Raw genomic sequence first — 22,646 nt, 5'->3', positions numbered from 1 at the left:
ATGAAGACCTCCTTCGTTTCCTCCAGCGCCATATCCCAGACCATGCGCAACCACATGATGCGCATGCAGGTGGAGCTGGTGCAGCGCCAGCAGGAAGTGACAACGCAGCGCCTGGCCGATCCAGGCGCCACACTGGGCGCACGCGCAGGCTTCTCCTTCTCGATGACACGCGACATCCAGCGACTGGAAAACCTGCTGGATTCCAATGGACTTGCAGCCAACCGCCTTAGCGCCACGCAGAATGCACTGGAGCAATTCTCCAACGTTTCGCAGGACCTGCTTTCCACACTGACCGCGGCTGTTTCAGGCGTCAGTGACACCAGCATCGTGCGCGCTGCCGCAACACGCTCGCTGGAGTCGGTGACAAGCATCCTCAACACCAACATGAACGGTGAATACCTCTTCGCGGGCATCAACACCGATGTGAAACCCGTCAACGAATTCACCGCACCGGGTTCGCCCAACCAGGCGCAGTTCGACACCTATTTCCAGACCCATTTCGGCTTCCCGCAGTCGGATCCGGCGGCAGCAAGCATCACCGCCGCCCAGATGAACGACTTCATCGACAACACGCTGCTCCCCGGCTTCTTGGGCACCGACTGGCAGGCGGCATGGTCCAACGCATCCAACGAGACGATCACCAGCCGCATCACATTGAATGAAACGGCGCAGACATCGACGACCGCCAACAGCATCGGCATGCGCAAGGTGGCTCTTGCCACCGCAATGACGTCCGATCTGCTGAAAATACCGCTCTCGGAGGAAACGCAGAAGGCGCTTTACACGAAGGCGACCGCCCTGGTGGGTGAAGCCGTCGCCGACGTCGCCCGCGTCCAGTCCGAAGTAGGTGTAGCCGAAATTCGCGTTAAGGACGCCACCGATCGCGTGGAAGCCCAGATCGACCTGTCCAAACTCTTTGTCAATGAGATGGAGGGCGTCGACCCTTACGAAGCTTCAACCAAGCTCAACGAGCTTCTGACGCAGATCGAAACCTCCTACGCCCTCACCGCCCGTATCCAGCAGCTCAGCCTGCTTCGCCACCTCTGATAACACGAGAAGACAGCCGGCCCATGTATCAGTTTTCCTATAGCGAGGTTCAAACGGACTCCATCGCCGACGCCAAGGATCGTGAGCAGCAGCTTCTTTCCCGATCCATCGATCTTCTGATCGAGGCGCGCGATGCCGGTCCGCAGTCGCGACAGGCCATCGAAGCGGTTCTGTTCATGAACCGCGTCTGGACCGCGTTGATCGAAGATCTCGGCGACCCGGAAAACGAGCTATCCCAGGAACTGCGGGCCAATCTCATTTCCATCGGATTGTGGCTGCTGCGCGAAGCGGAAGAGATCCGCCAGGGTCGCTCCAGTAATTTCGACGGCCTCATTGAGGTGTCGCAGATCATCAGGGACGGCTTGAGATGAAGAACACGCTGAAGATTTCACTCAAGGCCGGCGAGAAGATCTATGTCAACGGCGCGGTCATCAAGGTGGATCGCAAGTGTCAGCTGGAATTCCTGAACGACGTTCAGTTCCTGCTGCAGAACCATGTACTGCAGCCCGAAGAGGCGGTCACCCCGCTGCGCCAGCTTTACTTCGTGGTGCAGGTCATGCTGATGAACCCGGAATCCCGGGAGCAGACCATGGGACTTTACCGCACCACGATGAACAACCTGCTCAGCGCCTTCCGCAACGAGCAGATCCTTGCCGGCCTGAAGCATGTGGATGAAATGGTTGTCGAGGCGCAGGTCTACGATGCGCTGAAGGCCATCCGCCAGCTCTATCCTCTGGAAGAGGAGATCGTGGGCAAGCCCGCCTCCTCACCCGTGACCGAATTCAAGAAGGCAGTGGGAGCCTGATGCAATGATCGTGAACAGTGCCACCGCCGCATCGACCAATCCGAGTGCAGCTTCCTCTGGGACGGCTGTCGACTATCAGTCGTTCCTGAAGCTGCTGGTCGCGGAAATGAAGAACCAGGATCCGACGAGCCCGATGGAATCGACGGATTATGTCGCACAGCTCGCGACATTCTCGCAGGTTGAGCAGTCGGTCCAGATGAACTCGAAGCTCGACCAGCTTCTGGCAGCATCCTCTCTGGCCCAGGCCGGTTCGCTGGTCGGACGCGAGCTGACCTCCGCAGACGGGACTGTCACCGGCACCGTCAAGGAAGTGAAGCTCTTCTCCGACGGTATCATTGCAGTTCTGGGCTCCGGCAAGGAAATCCTTGTCGGCCCGGGCGTGTCGGTACGCTAGAGTTCCCACGTGAACGAAGCCGACGCCCTTGATCTGGTCCAATTCGCAATCTGGACCGTCCTCATCGCCTCGGGCCCTGCCGTGGTCGTGGCGATGGTCGTGGGCGTGGGTATCGCATTGGTACAGGCCCTGACGCAGGTGCAGGAAATAACGCTTACCTTCGTGCCAAAGATCGTGGCCATCCTGCTGACGGTTGCTCTTTCCGGCCCCTTCGTCGGCTCGCAGATTTCTTCCTTCACGACCGTTATCTTTCAGCGCGTTCAGGACGGGTTCTAGGGCGCCTTCGCCAGTTATTTGACCCAGCCCTCTCCGCGCGCCCTCAATCCTGTCGGACGTCTCCCAACGAGGGGGAGATACATCGTGAAAACCTGGCGCCTATATTTTGCAGGTTGGTACTGCGATTACGACAGCCAATCTCACCCTTGTGGGGAGTTGCCTGGCAAGGCAGAGGGGTGTGCCGCGCGCCAATCCTCTCCCCCTCCCCACCTTCGCACAAGCTTCGCCTCCTATGCTCCGGCCCGTTACGGAGGCATGAATGGCGCTGAGTGAAACGACACCGGTTGGATTGGTCCCGCGCAAGCATAGCCGCGATATCGGCTTTGCGCTGGGCATTGTGGCGATTCTCGCGATCCTGTTTCTGCCGATCCCGGCATTCCTGATCGATATCGGCCTGGCCTTCTCGATCGCCTTTTCGGTGCTGATCCTGATGGTGGCGCTGTGGATCCAGCGGCCGCTCGATTTCTCGTCGTTCCCGACCATTCTGCTGGTTGCGACAATGATGCGGCTGTCCCTGAACATCGCCACGACCCGCGTCATTCTCTCCGAAGGACACGAGGGCACGAATGCTGCCGGATACGTGATCGGCGGTTTCTCGAAAATGGTGATGGGCGGCGATTTCGTGATCGGCCTCATCGTCTTCCTCATTCTCGTTGTCGTGAATTTCGTCGTCATCACCAAGGGCTCGACCCGTATCGCGGAAGTCGGCGCGCGCTTCACTCTTGATGCCATTCCCGGCAAGCAGATGTCGATCGATGCCGATCTTTCTGCCGGCACCATCGATGACAAGGAAGCGCAGCGCCGCCGCCGCGAACTTGAGGAGGAAAGTTCCTTCTTCGGCTCCATGGACGGTGCCTCCAAATTCGTTCGTGGCGACGCCATTGCTGGCCTCATCATCACGGCGATCAACATTGTCGGTGGTATTGCCATCGGCGCGTCGCGCCATGACATGAGCATTGGCGAAGCCGCCGACATCTTCACCAAGCTGTCCGTGGGTGACGGGCTTGTTTCACAGATCCCCGCGCTGATCGTCTCGCTGGCAGCGGGCCTCCTGGTCTCGAAAGGGGGCACACGCGGCTCGGCTGATCAGGCCGTGTTTGGACAGCTGGGCGCTTATCCGCGCGCCCTTTTCGTTGCAGCCATGCTCCTGACGGTACTGGCATTGACGCCCGGCCTGCCCGTCCTCCCCTTCATGGCGCTGGCCATCGTCATGGCCAGCCTTGGCTATGCCCTTCCGCGCCGCGCGGCCCGCGAGAAGGCCGAATTTGAGGCGCAGGAAAAGGTCAAGCAGCAGTCCAAGGTGGAAGAAGAACAGGACTCGGTGAAAGCCTCGCTGCGAACCGCCGAGATCGAACTTCTGATCGGCAAACAGCTTTCGACGCGCCTATTGTCCTCGCATCAGGAACTGGCGTTCCGAATGAACAAGATGCGCAAGAAATTCGCATCTCAATATGGTTTCGTCGTTCCTGAAGTGCGGCTTGCCGACGACTTCTCCATCCAGCCGAAGAACTACCAGATCAAGATCCACGGCACGGTGGTTTCGGAGCACCAGTTGCGCGTGGGCGAGCTCATGGTCCTGCTCGGTTCCAAGCCGAAACCCGACCTGCCGGGCGACGAGGTGAAGGAACCCGCCTTCGGAATGCGCGCCTTCTCCGTGCCGGAGATGTTTGCCGAAGACCTGAAGCGGCTGCAGCTGCCCCATGCCGACAACATGTCCGTGCTGCTGACGCATCTTTCCGAAGTGATCCGCAACAACCTGCCGCAGCTTCTCTCCTACAAGGACATGAAGGCGCTGATCGAGCGGCTTGATCCCGAATACCGAAAGCTGACGGAAGAGATCTGCACCTCGCACATTACCTATCCGGGCCTGCAGGCGGTGTTGAAGCTGCTTCTGGCCGAGCGCATCTCGATCCGCAATCTTCATCTGATCATCGAGGCGATTGCCGAAATTGCACCGCATATCCGTCGCACCGAGCAGATCGTCGAACATGTGCGCATCCGCATGGCGCAGCAGATCTGCGGCGACCTGAGCGAAGGCGGTGTCCTGAAGGTGCTGCGTCTCGGCAACCGCTGGGACCTCGCCTTCCACCAGAGTCTCAAGCGCGATGCCAAGGGCGAAGTGCGCGAATTCGACATCGATCCGCGCCAGCTGGAGGAATTCGGCAAGGAGGCAGGCAAGGCCATTCAGGCTCAGCTCGATGCGGGCGAGCGCTTCGTCCTCGTCACCGCCCCCGAAGCCCGCCCCTATGTTCGCATGATCGTCGAGCGGCTGTATCCGACCCTGCCCGTGCTCTCCCATGTGGAGATCGCCAAGGGTGTGGAGCTGCGTGTCCTTGGCGCGATCTCTTGAGAGTGATGGGGTGAGTGTTCCTGCCACCCAGCGTCATCGCAGATGGAAGCGTTCCTTCGCGCCCCCCTCTGCCCTTCCGGGCATCTCCCTCACAAGGGGGGAGATCACGCGCGACAATTGCGGTGCGCAGATGTCCAGGGCAAGCGGAAGCATCTATGAGGGCCAATCTGCCTCCTTGTGGGGGAGATGTCCGGCAGGACAGAGGGGGGTAGGCACGCGCATGCAGTGGCCCACCGCAATCATCCCATGCTGAGCGCTGTCGTCCTCAACACCGCGATCCTGACAGCGTTCCTCGCATTCTGTCGCATCGGGGCGTGCTTCCTGTTCCTTCCCGGCCTCGGCTCCGCGCGTGTGCCGATGCAGGTGCGATTGTTCGTTGCGGTCGGCGCAAGCCTGGCACTCACTCTGCCGCTATGGGACGCGATCGCGCCCCATGTGGGAACGAGCCCTACCCGGCTTCTCTTCCTCATCGGGTCGGAACTGCTGATCGGCGCACTGATCGGGCTGGTCGCACGCTTCTACCTCTTGTCGGTTCAGTTCATCGCGGCTGCGATTGCCATGATGTCCGGCTTTGGCATGGCGGCAGGCGGCATCGCGATTGAAGAGAACGAACCTCAGCCGGCCATTGCGGCCATCATTTCGTTCTCCGCGCTGCTTCTGCTTTTCGTCTTGGACTTTCACCATGCGGTGGTGCAGGCGCTTGCCGCCTCTTACCGCGTCGCGCCAGTGGATGCGCTCTTCAACGCCCAGACGGCGCTGATCGACCTGACTGACACGCTGGCTGAATCCTTTTTCATCATGCTGCGGCTTGGCAGCCCGTATCTCGCCTATGCGATCCTGGTGAATCTCGCCATCGGTCTTTTGAACAAGCTGACGCCGCAGATTCCGATCTATTTCATCTCCCTCCCCTTCGTGATCGCCGGCGGATTGGTCCTCACCTATTTCGGGATTTCGACCTTCCTTTCGCTCATGGCTGACGGCTTCCTGCCGACGACATTGGGGCGCTGATGGACAAGCGACGCGAAAGGCGCCTGGCCCGCCTGGTCGACCTTCAAGGCAAGTTGAAGCGCCTCCACGAAACGCGGCAGGCCGCGCATCTACGTCAAGCCGAGGCGGCCTCCACCGAGGCTGCGGAAATCGCACGACATTTCGAAGACGATGATGGCCTGGCTGAACTTTTTCCCGAACTCTATCACCGCCGCATCGGTGCAGCGCTCGACAGGGCCGAGAAGGCCAAAATGGCATCGCAGGTCGAAGCCGAGCATGTCGCCACGGCTAGAACGCGCGCCCGTACCGCGGAGAATAACCGTCGCGTTCTCGCATCCAAGCTGGATCGAGATCACGAAGAAAAGGCACTGCTGGAACTTCTGCAGATAATCGATACGTCAAAAGCCGACTAGAGATGTCTCGCAAGCCTGCCACAAGCTTTCCCTGCCATAGTGTTTACCAGCAACAACAGGATTGAATACCCGTGGCCATCAAACCACCCGGCGACATTCTGATGGACGTGGCAAAGGCTGCCGATCCGGCAAGGCTTGCAGCCGCGCGTGAGAAACTGCAGGCGCAGTCGTCGCAGCGCACGGCGCGCAGCAGCCAGGCAAGTGCGTCCGCCATGAGCTTTGCTGCAGATTTCCGCGCCAAGTCGATGACCGCCAAGCCCGACACTTCAACGGACAAGGTTGCAGCGCGGCCACCGGAGCATTTCGTGAAGTTCGAGGCGATGGTCCTGCAGAACTTCCTGAAAACCATGATGCCGGAAGACACGCAGAGTGTTTACGGCGAAGGCCTTGCAGGCGAGATGTGGCAGGGACTGCTCGCGCAGCAGGTGGCTGAATCCATTGCCACCAGGGGCGGTATCGGCATTGCCGAGCGTGTCCTCTCCGACCACTATTTGGACGGAGAGAAGAAAGTGGCCATTGCCGGCATCTCCGGCAAGCCGGAAGAAGCCCGCCTGCAGGAAGACCTTTCCGAGGCGCTGGTTGAAGAGATCGAACGCCAGGCTGCCAAAGCGCTGGATATGGACATGGCGGCGAAGGCCAACAGCGCCAAGCCCTGAGACTTTGAGAATTGGAACCCGCAATGAACCAGGACAGATTTCCAATGAACGCTGCCAATGCATCTGCGCCGACCGAGGAGACCTCAGGGCCAGAAGCCGGTCTGCTCAATCTAGTCGCTCGTATCGAGAGCTTCATCGACGAGGAAACCGCAGCCATCAAGGGTAACCCGAACTATGACCTGAAGGCTTCGAACACCCGCAAGAGCCGCTATCTCTATGAACTCGGCAAGGCCTTTCGCGCACTCGGCAACAGCGAACCGTCACAGGCGGTCGTGGATGCAGTGAGAAACATGCGCGAGCGCCTGTCGATCAACGCCCGCGCCATCGAGATGCATCTGGGCGCAGTTGGTGAGATCGCCGAGTTGGTGCAGGACGCCATCGAACGGGCGCAGGCAGATGGCACATACTCCGCCCGTGAATTTGCCAGCGCGGCACCGGCAGGCGCATGATCAAGTTCATCTTCGCCGCACTGTGGATCTGTGCAGCTTCGCTGGGAGCCGTCTTCTACGGGTTCAAGACGGCACAGGCGGAGAAGGTGGCAGAGCCACCGCCGGCCTTTTTCGGCGGGCTGGATTACGTGAATACGGGCGTGATCTCTGTACCGGTTGTCAGCGACGGCCAGGTTTCGGGCTATTTCCTCGCCCGCCTCGTCTACACGGTCGAGCCGGAAAAGCTGAAAAAGCTTTCGGTGCCGCCGGAGGTGCTTTTCGTCGACCAGCTCCACGCGCATCTCTATTCAAACCCGCAGATCGACTATTCCCGGCACAAGGAGCTTGATCTCGACGCGATGCGCGATGGCATTCGCGACAGCATCAACGAGCGCGTCGGCGACAAGCTGGTGCATGACGTGCTCGTGGAGCAGATCGACTATCTCGGCAAGGACGAGATACGTGACAATGCCATGCGCCGGCGTATCGGCCCCGACGAGTAGCGGTTTCGGCCCGGCGCCTGCCGGGCCCTTACGTTCCTGCCTCCGTCAACGCAGCATCATTGCCAAGGACCATATGTCGCGCAGCCGATTGTTGCGGCCAGCGCATATTCGCACATAATGATTATGACTCGGTCAGCGGATTGTTTTGAGCGCTAACGAGCCAGGTGGCACGCCGCCGAATTTTGCCCAGCACCGGGTGTTCCGGTGGATTTTTTATGACGCATGACTTTTGGAGTTTCCATGATTGAACCTTCCGCACGGGAAAAGAGTGCCTGCTGCAATACGGGCACGAACACCATCGCCAACCGGGACCAGACCGGACAGTCGGGTCTGCCCTGCATGACCTCGATCCTTGATCACAAGCTGCGCCGGGCACAGCTTCTCGTTTTTCAGGACTTCATCGAGACCTTCTCCACCAGCCGCTTGCGGCCGGCAGAGTTCTCCGTACTCGCAATGATTGCCAATCATCCGGGTCAGAAGCAGACGACAATCGCCGAGGAACTCGGTATCAAGCGTGCGAATTTCGTCGCGCTGATGGACAGCCTGGAGGCGCGCGGTTTTGCTGAGAGGCGCAAGGGCGAGAACGATCGTCGTTCGCATTCGCTCTATCTGACGGAAGCCGGTGAGGAATTCGTGTCTCACATGTGCAAGCTGTGGAACGAGCACGAGGAACGCATGCTCGAACGACTTGGCGGCGAAGAAAACCGCGACCAGCTCGTCATGCTGCTCGACCGCCTGCTTGTCGGCAGCGGCGCTGACCGGTCTACCGCTGAAGCCTCTGGTCTCATTCGCAATTCCCATTGACGTGCACGTAAAAGTCCTGTTAGTTCCGGAACGCTCGATGCTGGTCTAGGCCGGCTGCTGGGGCACGGGCGAGCCCGCCCGTCAGGAACGCAATTCGGATTTGGGAGTGGCCCGATGGGAATGGATGAAATCGCCGGCAAAATCGGTCAGCGCGTGGAAGGCTCGAGCTTCGACAAGTCGGTCAAGTTCGACTGTGGCAGCGAAGGCGTAATCGTGATCGACGGCAGCAAGGTCAGCCAGGACGACCAGCCGGCCGACTGCACGATCAGCCTTGCCAAGGATGATCTTGAAAGCCTCGTCTCCGGCGACCTCGACCCGACCGCTGCTTTCATGCAGGGCAAGCTAAAGGTCGATGGCGACATGAGCGTGGCGATGCAGCTGAGCCAGGTGCTCTAGGCCACAAGACTGACCACAAGTTCAGGAAGCCCTCGCATCACCCGATGCGGGGGCTTTTTCCGTTAATCACCGATATGCGACTGCCGCATCCACTCGATAAGCCGGTTGATCTCGGCCTGGCGTGGATGGCTGGAAAGATGCACCGCCCAACAAGAGGGACCGGGCAAGTCCATTGGGGAAAGCTGCACCAGCTGACCGCTTGCAAGAAGGTCGCTCACCAGCACTTGGGAAGCAAGCACGACCCCCTGCCCCGCAACGGCAGCATCGATTGCCAACACCTCTTCCGAAAACTCCTGCGCCACCGCAATCTGGGTGCGTGCCTTGATCGCGAAGGAGAACCATTTCTGCCAGTCGGGTGCGTCCAGCGTCTGGTTCTTCCACCTGTAGTGGATCAGGGGCAGTTTCGCGATGTCATGCACAGCCAGCTCTTCTACACCGGCGGGACACAGCGTTGGTGCGGCAACCGGGATGAAGTGATCTTGAAACAGCCTCTGCCAGCGCCCTCCGCTTGATGGACTGGCGCAATAGCGGATCGCCAGATCAACCGTATCGCCATGAAGATTGGCAATGCGATCATCAGCTTCAACGGTTATACGAAGCCCCGTCTCATTCTGTAGCCGCTGCAGGCGGGGCATCAACCAGCGACTGGCAAATGCCAGTGTGACGGAAACCGCCAGCGGCTCTGCACCACCACTATTCGACAGCTCGGCGATCTTGGCCGCGATCTCGTCGAGCGCATCACGCAGCACCGGATAGAGTGCTGCACCATCAGCAGTGAGCCGGACCGGCCGCGGATAACGGTGAAAGAGCTGAACACCCAGCAGCGCCTCCAATTGCCTGACCTGATGGCTGATAGCGGTAGGTGTAAGAGCCAATTCCTCGGCAGCCTTGGAGAAATGCAAGTGACGCGCTGCAGCTTCGAACGCGCGCAGTGCATGCAAGGGCGGCAATCGACGCATGGTTCTGATCTCATGATGAATCTCATTCATCTTATGGCTGAGATATTCGCTTTGGCCAAGTGTCCTGCCGATGCGTAGCACAAGCCCAGACCCTCAAAGCCGCGAAAGGACCTGCGCATGACGACTTTGCTGCACATCGATTCAAGCGCACAGCTTGAAGAGAGATCCCTCACCCGCCAACTGACCAAGACCTTCATGGATGCCTATCTCGGCACCCATGCAAGCGCCCGCGTCATCCGTCGTGATGTCGGCCAGACACCACCGCCCGCCATCACCAGTGATTTCATTCACGCTGCCTTCACCCCAGCAGATCAGCGCGAGAACTGGATGCGAGAGCGACTGGCGCTGTCGGATGAACTGGTCGATGAAGTCGTGGCTTCGGACATCATCGTGCTTGGTGCGCCGATGTACAATTACGGCATGCCGGCAGCACTCAAGGCCTGGGTGGATCATGTGGCCCGTATCGGCCGCACCTTCTCATTCGACCTTTCACGAGGCGATTTTCCGATTGAACCAGTCCTGAGCGGGAAGACACTCGTCGTGCTGTCCGCCCGCGGCGAGTTCGGGTTCGCACCCGGCGGAATACGCGCTCACCTCAACGCGCTCGACCCGGCCATTGGAGCCTGCGCCCATTATTGGGGCGTGGCTCAAGAGGCCATTCACACCATCGCCATCGAGTATCAGGAATTCAAGGATGACCGCCACCGCCGCTCCATCGATGACGCACATCAGAATGCACGCGCACTGGCTATGAAACTGGCCGCCAACGTGGCCGCGGTTGCTGCCTGAAACGATACGGCCCGAAGCGTCGCCGCTCCGGGCCGTGCCTCACCCCACCTTCAGCAGATCGACGCGCCCCCGCGTCTTGTTTGATCTGCGCCCCGAGGGTTTGAGCGTGCCGTGTGCGCCTTCAAGCGCGTGCGGCACGAGTTCCAGCGCGAGAAAGCGTTCGCGCTCGTAAGGACCTGGCATGGAAAGCGCCGAGGTCTTCGCCGCATCAAAGCCGAAACGCTGATAATAGGCGGCATCGCCAACCAGAAGGATCGCGCTATGGCCAAGGCGGACAGCTTCGGCGATGGCGTGGCGCATGAGAGCCGAACCGATGCCGCCGCTCTTGCAGGCGAGGTCGACGGCCAGCGGCCCCAAAAGCAATGCGGGACGCCCGTCACCGGTCGTCACGTTCCAAAGACGCACGGTGCCCACAAGCGCACCACTCTCGCTGCGCGCGACAAGCGCCAGGCCTTCAGCAGGCATGCGGCCGCGACGCAGCTTCTCGGAAGATTTGCGACGACGGTTGGGCCCCATCACGCGGTTAAGCAACGCTTCGCGTGCAGGAACATCTGCAGGCATTTCGGCATGAATGGAGACGGCGCCCGCCACGACGGACAGGAGAGCAGAGTGGACCATGGCCCAATCCTCAAACAACAGATGATGGAGAGGTGGCCGGGTTCGTCACCCGGCCTTCTTTTTGTCTCGCGTCAGATGACGTAGGCGCGCAACGGTTCGAAGCCGTTGAATGCCACGGACGCATAAGTCGTCGTATAGGCACCCGTGCCCTCGATCAGAACCTCGTCTCCGATGGTCAGCGAGACCGGCAGCGGATAAGGCGTCTTCTCGTAGAGCACATCAGCGGAATCGCAGGTCGGCCCGGCCAGAACGCAAGGTTCGGTCTCCGCACCGTCGCGTGGGGTGGAGATGGGGTAGCGGATCGCCTCATCCATCGTCTCGGCCAGTCCGCCGAACTTGCCAATATCGAGATAGACCCAGCGCACATTGTCGTTGTCGGCCTTCTTGGAGATCAGGACAACTTCCGACTTGATGACGCCAGCATTGCCCACCATGCCGCGGCCCGGCTCGATGATGGTCTCTGGAATACGGTTGCCGAAGTGCTTGCGCAGCGCGGAGAAGATCGCCTGGCCATAGGCCTGTGCAGCAGGCACGTCACGCAGATAACGGGTCGGGAAGCCACCGCCCATATTGACCATCTTCAGGACAATGCCTTCTTCGGCAAGACGCGCGAACACGGCCTGCGCATCGGCGAGCGCGCGATCCCATGCATCGAGATCCGTCTGCTGCGAACCGACATGGAAGGAGACACCGTAGGGGTCGAGGCCGAGCGTCTTTGCGTGGCGCAGCACATCAACCGCCATGGCCGGCACGCAGCCGAACTTGCGCGACAGCGGCCATTCGGCACCCGCACCATCGGTGAGCACACGGCAGAATACGCGGCTGCCGGGTGCAACACGTGCAACCTTCTCCACCTCTTCCACGCAATCGACGGCGAAGAGCCGAATGCCGAGTTCGAAGGCACGCGCAATGTCGCGCTCCTTCTTGATGGTGTTGCCATAGGAGATGCGGTCAGGCGTGGCACCGGCATTCAGCGCCATCTCAATTTCGGCAACGGAAGCGGTGTCGAAGCTTGAACCAAGTGTGGCCAGCAGCTTGAGGATTTCCGGCGCCGGATTGGCCTTTACGGCATAGTAGATGCTGCTGTCGGGCAGCGCCTTTTCAAAGGCCTGATAGTTTTCGCGAACAACGTCGAGATCGACCACGAGGCAGGGACCTTCGGGACGTCGGGTGGCGAGGAAGTCGAGGATGCGCTGCGTTGCCATATGTTTTCCCCTTTGGCACCCGGGCGGATTCTCCGCGCAACGGGCAGCCGAACTGAAGCTCTCAATCGTGCATGAGGGGCATGCCGCCCGCCATGCGATGGACAAAGGCGCAACACGCATGAACTCCACGAGCCGGAGGGTGGAATGCACCGGCCATGGTGCCATGACGCACCGCGTTGGATCACCGCTTGCGAGAAGCGAAAATCCGCTCTGTCTGCCTCAGCTTTGGATGGGAAAACCCTCCGCACTGCCGGCAATGAAGGTGTGCCTCTTCAGTAACCCCGGTTTATGGACAACCGGCAGACACCAGAAAGGCCCGCACCGTCGTTGCTTCAAGATGTCCTCGATTCAGCGGGTGGCCGTAGAATCGACTGGAGCGGTTAGGTCCAGGTACCGTACCGATTTCCTCGCCATTCCGAGGTTCGGCGGACACCCACAGGCACGTGCGACTTTGGGCAAGCGCGCATATAGGCGCGTCACCTGTCACAATCAATCAAAAAATCGGTCCGACGAAATATAATTTGGAAACGAGCCGTTCCGCTTCCCGATGACGACATTTGCGGCATAAGGCGCTAAGGTCTCCGCCAACCCTACCGGACAAGGCAGTCACCATGACCATTACCAATGAAGATGAACTTGCCGGGATTAAGCAGATTGGGCGGATTGTTGCCGATACGCTGCAGATGATGGCGAATACGTTGGAGCCAGGCATCACCACCCGCGAACTGGATGATGTCGGCCGGCGCTACCTGACGCGCGAAGGGGCGATACCGGCTCCTGAGTCCAGCTACGATTTTCCCGGTGCAACCTGCATCAGCGTTAATGAAGAGATCGCCCACGGCATTCCGTCAGATCGGGTGATCCTTGCAGGCGATCTTGTGAATATCGACGTGTCGGCTTCCAAGGATGGATATTTCGCCGATACCGGCGCCTCTTTCACGGTGCCCCCGGTTGATGCGAAATGCGCGCGCCTGTGCCGTGACGGCAAGAAGGCGATGCGGATAGGCATATCGCAGGTAGCCACAGGCAAACCCCTCTATGGCATCGGTGATGCCATTGGCAGATTTGCCAGCAAGAACGGCTACACACTGGTGCAAAATCTTGCCAGCCACGGTGTTGGCCGATCGCTTCATGAATATCCGACGGAGATTGCCACATGGTCCGGCAGCGGGGACCGGCGGCGCATCAATAAAGGGCTGGTGCTGACCGTCGAGCCTTTCCTTTCGCGCGGCGCTGAATATGCCGCTGATGGCGACGACGGATGGACGCTCTACGGCATGCCCCCGGCTCCGACCGTGCAATATGAGCATACGGTGATCGCCACCGACAGCGGTGCCATTATCGTCACATTGCCGGGTATGAATATCTGAACCTTTTCAAGTAGAAAGAGTCGGATTTGATCCGTCCACCTACCCGCATCCGAGTGGCGGTTCTGCACAATGGAGAAAGCATGACAGGCACGCGCGACGCGCTGAACGCGTTCCTAGACTATCCAAGCGAAATAGAGGTCCCAAGCAGTGACATCGGGCCGCTTGCGGGTCTGACGCTCGGTGTGAAAGACATTTTCGACGTGAGGGGTTTGCCTACCGGCGGTGGCAATCCGCAACGCGAGAAGGCTTTTCCTTGTGCCGAAGCCACCGCGAGCCCGATTGCCAGACTCCTTGATGCCGGCGCGCAATTTCTCGGCAAAACGCAGACCGAGGAACTGACCTATTCCATGATCGGGCTGAACGCCCATTTCCCTTCCCCCGTCAATCCGGAAGCGCCCGAACGCGTTACCGGCGGCTCCTCGTCCGGCTCGGCAGCAGCGGTTGCCGGTGGACTTTGCGACATAGCAGCCGGTTCGGACACCAATGGTTCGATCCGCGCGCCTGCAAGCTTCTGCGGATTGCTCGGCTTGCGCACCACCCATGGACGCATCCCGCTGGATCACACGATGGCGCTGGCCCCAAGCTTCGATACATTCGGCTGGTTCGCCAGGAACGCGGACATCTATGAGCGCGTGGCCGCAGTGCTTCTGGGAACGGATACGCATCAAGAACAGCTGCTGCGCCCGATGCGGGTTGCCGAGCTCGAAACACTCCTTTTTGGCGAAGCTGAGCGCGCCGAATATGCGCGGATGCTCGCCCAGGTGAATGACAGCTTTCACAAAACCGCCGGCTTTCTGGCTCTGCCAGGTGAGGCGGAGGAGCTTTTCGAGCGTTTCAAGGAGATGCAGGCCTATGAAGCCTGGCAGGTGCACGGTCCCTTTCTTATGGCAAAGGACCGCAATCTCGGACCAGGCGTGAAGGAAAGGTTCGACTATGCAAGCGCCATCACGCAGGAACAGGATGCCCGTGCCCGCCAACGCATGGCCGCCTTCAGGGGCGATTTCGAAGCCTTGATGAACAGCGACATGGTTGTCATCATGCCGTCACAGCCTTCGGCTGCGCCGTTGAAGGACTCGACCCAGGAGGAACTGGAGCGCTACCGCGTCAAGGCACTGACACTGACATCCATTGCGGCACTGCTTGGATGGCCCCAGATTTCGATCCCGCTGGGCCAAGTGCATGGCGCGCCCTTCGGAATATCGCTGCTTGGCCCGAAAGGTTCGGACCGTCAGCTCGTTTCAATGGCAAGGGACATTCTTCACGGAAGAAAGGTCGGCACGTGGACACACTGACGCGCATGCGCGCATTCGTTGATGTGGTGGAGGCGGAAGGCTATTCGGCAGCCGCCCGCAAGATCGGCCGCTCGAAGGCCCTCTTGTCCAAATATGTGCGCGAACTCGAAGACGAGTTGGGCGTACTGCTTCTGAACCGCACGACACGGCAGTTCTCCCTCACCCAGACCGGCCATGACTACTATCGGAAGGTCGTTGAGATACTCCGCGATATCGACAGTCTGTCCGAGAGCATCCGCGACGCCACAGGCGACATTCGCGGGCGCATCAAGCTTTCCGCCCCGCGCTCATTTGCCGATGCCGCACCCGGACAGTCCCTGATCGACTTCGCGATCGCGCATCCCGAAATCGAGCTCGACATTCATCTCGATGACCGATTCGTCGACATGGTGGAAGATGGATACGATCTGGCCATCCGCATTACCCGTCTCGACGACTCCTCGCTCATTGCCCGCAAGCTGGCTCCCTTTTCGGTCCCCTTGGTCGCCGCACCGGAACTGATCGAGCGGGTGGGACGTCCTGAAAAACCGGAAGATCTGCAGAACCTGCCCTGCATCATCGATACCAACAGCCGCTATCGCAACAATTGGCGGTTTCTGGATGGTGAAGGCGGAACCATGAGCGTTGCAGTCAGCGGTCGGCTGGAAGTCAACAGCCCGCTTGCGGTATGCGCCGCAGCCAAGGCCGGACTTGGATTCGCCTTGCTGCCGGAATTCGTCGCAGCATCCGAAGTAGAGGCCGGACGCCTGGTCCGCCTGTTCGATGACCGGATGCCGGACGGCGCGGGCATCTATGCCGTCTATCCCCACCGGCGCTATCTGCCGGCGAAGGTTCGCACGCTGGTCGACTATCTTGCCCACTGGTTGAAGGACAACCATTCCGGCGATGGTTGAAGTCCAATTTTCGCCGAGATCATGTTATCCTGTAACAACCACTGAAAACCCCTCAAGATCGGAACGATGCGCATGCACGCCTTGAACCGCCCCAAGACGATTGCCGCTGCCGCGATCTTTGCCCTTGGTGGCTCCTCAACTTCCATTGCCCACCCCCATGTATTCGCTGAAGCGCGCCTTGATGTCGTGGTGGAAAACGGTCAGGTGCAGGGACTTCGCCATCTCTGGCGCTTCGACGATCTTTTTTCCTCCACCGTGCTGGTCGAATTCGACTCCAACAAGGATCTCACCTTGGATAGCGAGGAGCTTGAGGAAGTCGCCAAGGTGGTGAATGCATCCATCGCGGAGTTCAATCACTTCCAGATCGTTACGGCGGGCGGCAAGGATGTCGACATGGTGAAACCGGATACGATGATCGCGGATTTCACCGACAACCAGCTCATCATCATGTTCGAGTCGCATCCCGCGTCTGCGATCCCTCTGGATGAGAAGGTGACATTTGGCGTCTACGACCCCACCTTCTACACCGCCATAGACTTCACAGAAGACGAATATCTTTCCGTCGAGAACCTGCCCGAAAGCTGCACCAAGCAGGTCATTCGTCCTGACGCGGACGAGGCGATTGCGCAGAACCAGCAATCCCTGACCGATGCTTTCTTCGATGATCCCGGCGGTAACGACCTGAGCAAGATCTTTGCCACCAAACTTGAGATCGACTGCAAGGCGAATGGCTGAAATGAAACAGCTGACATGGGTTGCGCTGGGCCTGGGCACTGTAGGTGCGCTGCTTCTTGTGGACCCAGCTTTCGCACAAAGCTCGCTGGGCATTGGCGCAGCAGAGCCGTCCATCAGCCCCACAGGCCCGTTTGCAGGGCTGTTGCAGTGGGTGAACACACAGCAGCAGGAATTCTACCGTGCCCTGACGGGTGCGTTGAAGGAAATGCGTGAGGACGGCTCGAAGCTCTGGTTCCTCATAGGTCTTTCCTTCGCCTATGGTGTTTTCCATGCTGCCGGCCCTGGCCACGGCAAGGCGGTCATATCGTCTTATATGCTGGCCAATGAGGTCGCACTGCGCCGCGGTGTCATGCTCTCGTTTGCCTCCGCCATGTTGCAAGCCGTTGTGGCGATCGCTGTCATGGGCCTCGTCTTCCTTGTGCTGCGCGGCACCACCGTCTCGATGACCGATGCCACGCGCTGGCTGGAAACCGCCAGTTTCGCTCTTATCGCCGCTTTCGGCGCTTGGCTTCTCTATCGAAAGCTTTCAGCGCTTTTGCCAAAGCCCCGGATGCATTCTCTCTCCGCGGCCGAGACACATCACCACCATCATGGTAAAACCTGCAGCCATGCACATCACCACCCCCACGAGCACCGCCACGCAGATGAAGAACTTGCCTGTCCCTCATGCGGACACTCGCATGCGCCTTCGCCCGATGTGCTGACCGGCGAAAAGCTGGATTGGAGAACAGCGGGGTCCGCCATAGCCGCGGTCGGTATGCGACCTTGTTCCGGCGCCCTCATCGTCCTGACGTTTTCGTTCCTGAATGCCCTGTGGCTTGGGGGAATTGTCTCGGTCTTTGCCATGGCGATCGGCACGGCGATTACCGTCTCCGTGCTCGCGACACTCGCGGTGACTGCGAAGAACGTTGCCTTGCGTATCGCAGGAGATGGCCGCACCGGCGGCTACATCCACCACGCCATCGAGATAGGCGGGGCATTTCTGGTTCTTGTATTGGGTCTCGTTCTTCTGGCGGCCTCGCTGGCCGCCTGAGGATCATCAGCGGTTCTTGCGTCGCTGATAGATGCCCCGCAGCCAGAATATGAGAAAGAAGCCCAGGACGAAAAGCAGGGCGATTGCACCGGCAGCAAGCGTCGAGAATTCGCCTACGGCCAAAACCAGACGCGGCATGAAATAGCCGATCACGCCGAAACCGATAATGATGAAAGCGGCGGCGATGATGGCGTCGCGATTGTCCTTCATGGCCTTCTCCGCCCTCCAGGAAGACGCGGCCTGCGGCTGCATCTAGAGAATCAACTGGAGTGACCTTCGCGCATTTTCACCAGCCTTTTCAACTGCCGACCCCGCTCGTCGAAGTTATCAGGCGAAAGCCATGCTTCGAAGGAAGCCCGCAATCGAGGCCACTCACTGTCGATGATCGAGAACCACGCCGTATCGCGATTGGCTCCTTTTGCGACCATGTGCTGGCGAAATACACCTTCGAATGTGAAGCCAAACCGCTTAGCAGCCAATCGTGACGGCTCGTTGTGGCTGTTGCATTTCCACTCAAAGCGGCGATAGCCGAGATCATCGAAGACGTGGCGCGCAAACAGATAGACCGCCTCGGTGGCTCCTGCCGTACGCGCAAGTTCCGGCCCCCAATAGATGCTGCCGATCTCGGCCACGCCATTGGCCGCATCTATGCGCATCAATGCCTGGCGGCCAAGCGCTCGCCCGGTGCCCTTCTCGCAAACAGCGAAGAAGAGCGGGTCACTCGTGGTGGATGCTTTCTCGAGCCAGCGCTGGAAATCATCTCTGTTGGCAGGTGGATGTTCGAAAAGCCATCGGAATCGCTCTTCGGCATCCGCCACATTGGCAGCCTCGAAGAGATCGTCTCCATGTCGAGCGGGATCAAGCGGTTCCAAGGTGACAAGGCGGCCTGCAAGAGCATTGCGCTGTGGAAGCGGTCGCGTTTTCCATTGATCCAGGTCACTCATCACAAGGTCCCGCGATTGACGAAAGCATTCGCAACGATCACAAAAGCGCCGCGAGGACAACAGCACCAGGGGGACTTTCGACATGCTCCAGACCGTAGAAGCCTTTAACCGTATCGGCGAGGAAAACGCATTTGCGGTTCTGGCACGGGCGACGGAACTGGCGCAGCAGGGCCGCGACATCATCAATCTTGGCATCGGTCAGCCAGACTTTCAGACCCCTGAACATATCGTGGAAGCTGCCATCAAGGCTTTGCGCGACGGCCACCACGGCTACACGCCGGCCACCGGTATCCTGCCAGCCCGTGAGGCCGTCGTGCGGCGTACGCTTGCGACTACCGGTGTGGAGGTCTCGCCTGACAACGTCATGATCCTGCCCGGCGGCAAGCCGACAATGTTCGCCGCAATCACCATGTTCGGCGAACCAGGTGCAGAAATTCTCTACCCTGATCCCGGTTTCCCCATCTACCGGTCCATGATCGAGTTTACCGGCGCAAAACCCGTACCGGTACCGATCCGCGAAGAAAACGGTTTTGCCTTCTCGGCGGACGAAACATTGTCGCTCATCACGCCCAGTACACGCCTGCTCATCCTGAACTCGCCGGCCAACCCGACCGGTGGTGTGACGCCGCGCGAAGAGATCGAAAAGCTGGTGAAGGGGCTTGAGGCGCATCCCCAGGTCGCGATCATGTCGGACGAGATCTATGACGTGATGACCTATGATGGCGAGGAATCCACCTCGCTCCTGACCTTCCCCGAAATCCGCGACCGCCTGATCGTACTCAATGGCTGGTCCAAGACCTGGGCCATGACAGGCTGGCGTCTGGGGTGGTCGATCTGGCCTGACCGCCTCTATGAGAATGTGCGGAAGCTTGCAGTCAATTGCTGGTCCTGCGTCAACGCACCTGCCCAATATGCAGGCATTGCCGCAATCGACGGGCCGCAGGACGATGTGGAGAAAATGATGCAGGCCTTCGACAGGCGTCGCAAGGTCGTGGTTGAAGGGCTGAACAGCCTGCCCAACATCACCTGCCGCACCCCCAAGGGAGCCTTCTATGCCTTCCCCAATATCAGCCAGACCGGCTGGAAGGCCAAGAAGCTGGCATCAGCGCTTCTGGAAGAGGCTGGCGTTGCCCTGATCGGCGGCCCGGATTTCGGCGTGTGCGGGGAGGGCTATATCCGCCTCTCCTACGCCAATTCCGAAGAGAATATCCGCCGCGCCATCGAGCGCATGGGAGAGTTTCTCGCAAAAGGTTGAGCATCTTGAATGCCACAACCGCCTGTGATTCCCTTCGCACCGGTCGCCAGCACCCCATGGGAGGGCAAAATGAGCGCGAGCGAAGTGGAAGCGGAGATCACGCGCAAATTCGAGGCACTCGGCGGCTGGCGCGGAGCAATGCTGGCGCATGTGCGCCAGCTGATCCTCACCGACCCGCGCATCACCGAAGCGATCAAGTGGCGCAAACCATCCAACCCGTCAGGCGTGGCAGTGTGGGAGCATGAAGGCATCATCTGCACGGGCGAGAGCTACAAGGACAAGGTCAAGCTCACCTTCGCCTACGGAGCGTCCCTGCCCGATCCGCAGGGGCTGTTCAATGCAAGCCTGACCGCAGGCACCCGCCGCGCAATCGACCTGAAGGAAGGTGCGGCGGTGGATCCGGAGGCATTCCGGAAACTGATCGCAGACGCAGCTGACTTCAACACGCGGCTAAAGGCCGCCAAAGCCTAGCTGACCTCAATCCATCGGAAAGAACCAGGCAATGGCCAACACGCTGGCGATGCCAACGAACACGTTCATCGGGATTCCGATTTTCAGGAAGTCGGTGAAGCGATAGTCGCCCGCGCCATAGACCAGAGTGTTGGTCTGGTAACCTATGGGGGTGGCAAAGCTGGCGCTGGCACCGAACATCACGGCCACGACAAAAGCGCGCGGATCCAGTCCCATCTGTTGCGCAAGGCCAATGACGATGGGTGTCAGCAGAACTGCAATGGCATTGTTGGTGACAAGCTCGGTCAGGAACGAGGCAAGGAAGTAGACTGCCACAAGCGCCACCATTGGCGACATTGTTTCCAGAACCGGTGCAACCGCGCCAACGATCAGTTTGACGCTCCCGGCATTTTCCAGCCCCTTGCCGACGATCAGCATCGCAAAGATCAGGACGAGGATCGATCCTTCGATCGAATCCCACGCCTCATCCGCATCAATGCAGCGCAGAAGCAGAATTGCTGCCACAGCGATCATGGCGAGTATGCCGATATCGGCCAGTCCCCAGGCCGCAAGTATGACCACACCGGCAAGGCCCAGTATGGCAATCGGTGCCTTGCGTCGCCGAAATGCCCGGCCTGCCGGACGCGAGACCGAAACGAGATCGGCTTCTTCTGCCAACGCATCAAATCCGCTCGGAGGCCCCTCGAGGAGAAGCTTGTCGGCAGGACGAAGACGTACATTTTCAAGATCGGGGCCTGGAATGTGCCTGTGGCGGTGCGCGCCGAGAACGCGTACACCGAAGCGGCGGCCGAGAATGAGATCGGCGATCCGCTGCCCGCTGCTGGCCTTGCGCGGCGCGACGATGGCCTCGACCACGACCGAATCCGCCCCCTGATCGGCACCGCGCCGCAGACCGACCCGCAGATCCGCTTCATCGTTGAGGGTAAGTAGCTCGGAAGTGGTGGCCATCACGATAAGCGTATCGCCCTTCTTGAGCGTGCGCTCGGTGAGTTCGCCGCGATGGGTGGTACCCCCGCTGCGCAGTCCAATGAGGCGCAGACCGGGCCGTTTCAACTCGGCGATCTCCCCGATTGGGGCACTGGTGAAGTCGCCTTCGTTGCGGACGGTTACTTCCGAGAGGAACTGGATCTCTTCTTCGCCTGTGCCACGACCGGCCACACCGCGATCGGGCAGGAGTGGCCGCCCAAGTAGCGCCAGCATCCCGAGGCCCACCACCGCAACCACGATGCCCACCGGGGTGATCTCGAACACGGAAAAGGCTTCGAGCCCGGCTTCCCGCGCAACACCATCCACCAAGAGATTGGTCGAGGTACCGACCAGGGTGCAGGTGCCGCCCAGTATCGACGCGTAGGAGAGCGGGATCAGAAAGCGCGTTGGCGCGATCTCGAGCGCTGCTGCCAGCTTGATGACGATGGGAATGAGAATGAGCACGACCGGCGTGTTGTTCATGAAGGCGGAGGCAAGCACCGTCACCACCACAAACACGATTACGGCCATTGCAGGCCGGCTTTCGGCCCGGCTGATCACCGCATCGGCCAAAGCCTCCAGCACGCCCGTACGGATAAGGGCGCCGGAAAGGATGAACATTGCTGCAATGGTCAGCGGTGCGGGATTGGAAAAGACACCCATCGCCTCGCCGGGCTGGACAAAACCCAGAAGAACGAAGCCCGCCGCACCGCCCGCTGCAGTGACTTCCGGCGGATAGAGTTCCGAGATGAAGAACGCAAAGATCAGCCCCAGCAGCGCCAGCGCGACATAGGCTTCGTAACCCGACAATATTTCCAGCATGGGACCCGCGATCCTGAAGTGCCGGGCGATCGCCCGGAGGCGGTGAAACCACTTTTCAAGAAGAAGGTTCCGCCACTCTCGTCGCGATCGCTCCACTGAGATCTGGGCGAAATTCGGGCGGGAAATGAGGGTCTCGAAAAAAGGGCGGCGCTTTAAGAAAGCGGCCGCCCATTCGAACCGTGCTTGGGAGGAGGAAAGCCGATCCGACTGTTCCCCGATTATGATTCGCAATCGT

At 59.8% G+C, this 22,646-nt stretch carries 27 protein-coding genes; 21 read left to right on the top strand and 6 right to left on the bottom strand.

The features are described 5' to 3' along the window. From EL18_RS00935 to EL18_RS00875, 13 genes are all read left to right on the top strand, one after another. The gene (locus EL18_RS00935; protein WP_036478823.1) at positions 1-1,047 is read left to right on the top strand and encodes a flagellar hook-associated family protein; all 1,047 of its coding nucleotides are present in this window, start codon (positions 1-3) and stop codon (positions 1,045-1,047) included. Positions 1,048-1,070: 23 nt separating this feature from the next. After that, positions 1,071-1,418: a flagellar biosynthesis regulator FlaF gene (gene flaF, locus EL18_RS00930; RefSeq protein ID WP_036478821.1), complete on the top strand. Its 348-nt coding sequence runs from the start codon at positions 1,071-1,073 to the stop codon at positions 1,416-1,418. Then, positions 1,415-1,852, top strand: a complete 438-nt coding sequence (flbT, locus tag EL18_RS00925; protein WP_036478819.1) for a flagellar biosynthesis repressor FlbT — start codon at positions 1,415-1,417, stop codon at positions 1,850-1,852. Before flaF ends, flbT begins: the two co-directional genes overlap by 4 nt. A 4-nt stretch (positions 1,853-1,856) precedes the next feature. Continuing rightward, entirely contained in the window at positions 1,857-2,246 is a 390-nt protein-coding gene (gene flgD / locus EL18_RS00920) for a flagellar hook assembly protein FlgD (RefSeq protein ID WP_036478817.1), read from the top strand. Between the two features lie 9 nt (positions 2,247-2,255). Then, entirely contained in the window at positions 2,256-2,522 is a 267-nt protein-coding gene (fliQ, locus tag EL18_RS00915; RefSeq protein ID WP_036478807.1) for a flagellar biosynthesis protein FliQ, read from the top strand. 259 nt (positions 2,523-2,781) lie between these two features. Next, positions 2,782-4,872, top strand: a complete 2,091-nt coding sequence (flhA, locus tag EL18_RS00910) for a flagellar biosynthesis protein FlhA (protein WP_036478804.1) — start codon at positions 2,782-2,784, stop codon at positions 4,870-4,872. 246 nt (positions 4,873-5,118) lie between these two features. Beyond that, a complete protein-coding gene (gene fliR / locus EL18_RS00905) occupies positions 5,119-5,880 on the top strand; it encodes a flagellar biosynthetic protein FliR (protein ID WP_036483603.1) in 762 nt (253 codons plus the stop codon). Continuing rightward, the gene (locus tag EL18_RS00900; RefSeq protein ID WP_036478801.1) at positions 5,880-6,272 is read left to right on the top strand and encodes a hypothetical protein; all 393 of its coding nucleotides are present in this window, start codon (positions 5,880-5,882) and stop codon (positions 6,270-6,272) included. The genes fliR and EL18_RS00900 overlap by 1 nt, the downstream gene beginning before the upstream one ends. A gap of 71 nt (positions 6,273-6,343) precedes the next feature. Next, positions 6,344-6,928, top strand: coding sequence for a rod-binding protein (locus EL18_RS00895; protein ID WP_036478798.1), 585 nt, complete (start codon positions 6,344-6,346; stop codon positions 6,926-6,928). Positions 6,929-6,972: 44 nt separating this feature from the next. Continuing rightward, a complete protein-coding gene (locus EL18_RS00890) occupies positions 6,973-7,377 on the top strand; it encodes a hypothetical protein (RefSeq protein WP_244444491.1) in 405 nt (134 codons plus the stop codon). Continuing rightward, positions 7,374-7,859 carry a hypothetical protein gene (locus EL18_RS00885; protein WP_036478793.1) on the top strand — a complete coding sequence of 162 codons (486 nt, stop codon included), beginning with the start codon at positions 7,374-7,376 and terminating at the stop codon, positions 7,857-7,859. The genes EL18_RS00890 and EL18_RS00885 overlap by 4 nt, the downstream gene beginning before the upstream one ends. A gap of 240 nt (positions 7,860-8,099) precedes the next feature. Then, a complete protein-coding gene (locus tag EL18_RS00880) occupies positions 8,100-8,663 on the top strand; it encodes a MarR family winged helix-turn-helix transcriptional regulator (RefSeq protein ID WP_244444490.1) in 564 nt (187 codons plus the stop codon). Between the two features lie 114 nt (positions 8,664-8,777). After that, on the top strand, positions 8,778-9,059 hold the full coding sequence (locus tag EL18_RS00875; protein ID WP_036478790.1) for an SCP2 sterol-binding domain-containing protein: 282 nt from the start codon (positions 8,778-8,780) through the stop codon (positions 9,057-9,059). A 62-nt stretch (positions 9,060-9,121) separates the two neighbouring features. Here the strand turns inward: EL18_RS00875 and EL18_RS00870 are convergent, their stop codons facing one another. Next, a complete protein-coding gene (locus EL18_RS00870) occupies positions 9,122-10,018 on the bottom strand; it encodes a LysR substrate-binding domain-containing protein (RefSeq protein ID WP_036483596.1) in 897 nt (298 codons plus the stop codon). A gap of 117 nt (positions 10,019-10,135) precedes the next feature. Between EL18_RS00870 and EL18_RS00865 the strand changes: the two genes are divergently transcribed. Continuing rightward, entirely contained in the window at positions 10,136-10,807 is a 672-nt protein-coding gene (locus EL18_RS00865) for an FMN-dependent NADH-azoreductase (protein ID WP_036478787.1), read from the top strand. Positions 10,808-10,846: 39 nt separating this feature from the next. Here EL18_RS00865 and EL18_RS00860 read toward each other — a convergent pair whose 3' ends face one another. Both EL18_RS00860 and odc2 read right to left on the bottom strand, forming a co-directional pair. Next, positions 10,847-11,425, bottom strand: coding sequence for a GNAT family N-acetyltransferase (locus EL18_RS00860; RefSeq protein ID WP_036478783.1), 579 nt, complete (start codon positions 11,423-11,425; stop codon positions 10,847-10,849). 71 nt (positions 11,426-11,496) lie between these two features. After that, entirely contained in the window at positions 11,497-12,630 is a 1,134-nt protein-coding gene (odc2, locus tag EL18_RS00855) for an ornithine/lysine decarboxylase (protein WP_036478780.1), read from the bottom strand. Between the two features lie 611 nt (positions 12,631-13,241). Between odc2 and map the strand changes: the two genes are divergently transcribed. The 5 genes from map to EL18_RS00830 all read left to right on the top strand — a co-directional run bounded on the left by map (position 13,242) and on the right by EL18_RS00830 (position 17,953). Further along, the gene (gene map / locus EL18_RS00850; RefSeq protein WP_036478777.1) at positions 13,242-14,000 is read left to right on the top strand and encodes a type I methionyl aminopeptidase; all 759 of its coding nucleotides are present in this window, start codon (positions 13,242-13,244) and stop codon (positions 13,998-14,000) included. Positions 14,001-14,080: 80 nt separating this feature from the next. Continuing rightward, positions 14,081-15,292, top strand: a complete 1,212-nt coding sequence (locus EL18_RS00845; protein ID WP_036478774.1) for an amidase — start codon at positions 14,081-14,083, stop codon at positions 15,290-15,292. Further along, a complete protein-coding gene (locus tag EL18_RS00840) occupies positions 15,280-16,185 on the top strand; it encodes a LysR family transcriptional regulator (RefSeq protein ID WP_036478772.1) in 906 nt (301 codons plus the stop codon). Before EL18_RS00845 ends, EL18_RS00840 begins: the two co-directional genes overlap by 13 nt. 72 nt (positions 16,186-16,257) lie before the next feature. Then, on the top strand, positions 16,258-16,920 hold the full coding sequence (locus EL18_RS00835; protein WP_051914124.1) for a DUF1007 family protein: 663 nt from the start codon (positions 16,258-16,260) through the stop codon (positions 16,918-16,920). A 1-nt stretch (position 16,921) separates the two neighbouring features. Continuing rightward, complete coding sequence (locus tag EL18_RS00830; protein WP_036483594.1) at positions 16,922-17,953, top strand: nickel/cobalt transporter; 1,032 nt, start codon at positions 16,922-16,924, stop codon at positions 17,951-17,953. 6 nt (positions 17,954-17,959) lie between these two features. Here the strand turns inward: EL18_RS00830 and EL18_RS00825 are convergent, their stop codons facing one another. After that, on the bottom strand, positions 17,960-18,163 hold the full coding sequence (locus tag EL18_RS00825; RefSeq protein WP_036483592.1) for a hypothetical protein: 204 nt from the start codon (positions 18,161-18,163) through the stop codon (positions 17,960-17,962). Positions 18,164-18,213: 50 nt separating this feature from the next. Next, positions 18,214-18,897 (bottom strand): GNAT family N-acetyltransferase, encoded by a 684-nt coding sequence (locus EL18_RS00820; protein WP_036478768.1) that lies wholly within the window; start codon positions 18,895-18,897, stop codon positions 18,214-18,216. Positions 18,898-18,979: 82 nt separating this feature from the next. Between EL18_RS00820 and EL18_RS00815 the strand changes: the two genes are divergently transcribed. Both EL18_RS00815 and EL18_RS00810 read left to right on the top strand, forming a co-directional pair. Beyond that, on the top strand, positions 18,980-20,152 hold the full coding sequence (locus EL18_RS00815; RefSeq protein WP_036478766.1) for a pyridoxal phosphate-dependent aminotransferase: 1,173 nt from the start codon (positions 18,980-18,982) through the stop codon (positions 20,150-20,152). Between the two features lie 69 nt (positions 20,153-20,221). Then, the gene (locus EL18_RS00810; RefSeq protein WP_051913626.1) at positions 20,222-20,623 is read left to right on the top strand and encodes a DUF1801 domain-containing protein; all 402 of its coding nucleotides are present in this window, start codon (positions 20,222-20,224) and stop codon (positions 20,621-20,623) included. 6 nt (positions 20,624-20,629) lie between these two features. Here EL18_RS00810 and EL18_RS00805 read toward each other — a convergent pair whose 3' ends face one another. Beyond that, positions 20,630-22,411, bottom strand: a complete 1,782-nt coding sequence (locus tag EL18_RS00805; RefSeq protein WP_036478764.1) for an SLC13 family permease — start codon at positions 22,409-22,411, stop codon at positions 20,630-20,632. Positions 22,412-22,646: the final 235 nt, after the last annotated feature.

It is taken from the genome of Nitratireductor basaltis (genome assembly GCF_000733725.1).
In the GTDB taxonomy this organism is placed as follows: Bacteria; Pseudomonadota; Alphaproteobacteria; order Rhizobiales; family Rhizobiaceae; genus Chelativorans; species Chelativorans basaltis.
Note: the sequence above shows the minus strand (reverse complement) of the source record. Positions and strands in the feature narration are given on the sequence as shown.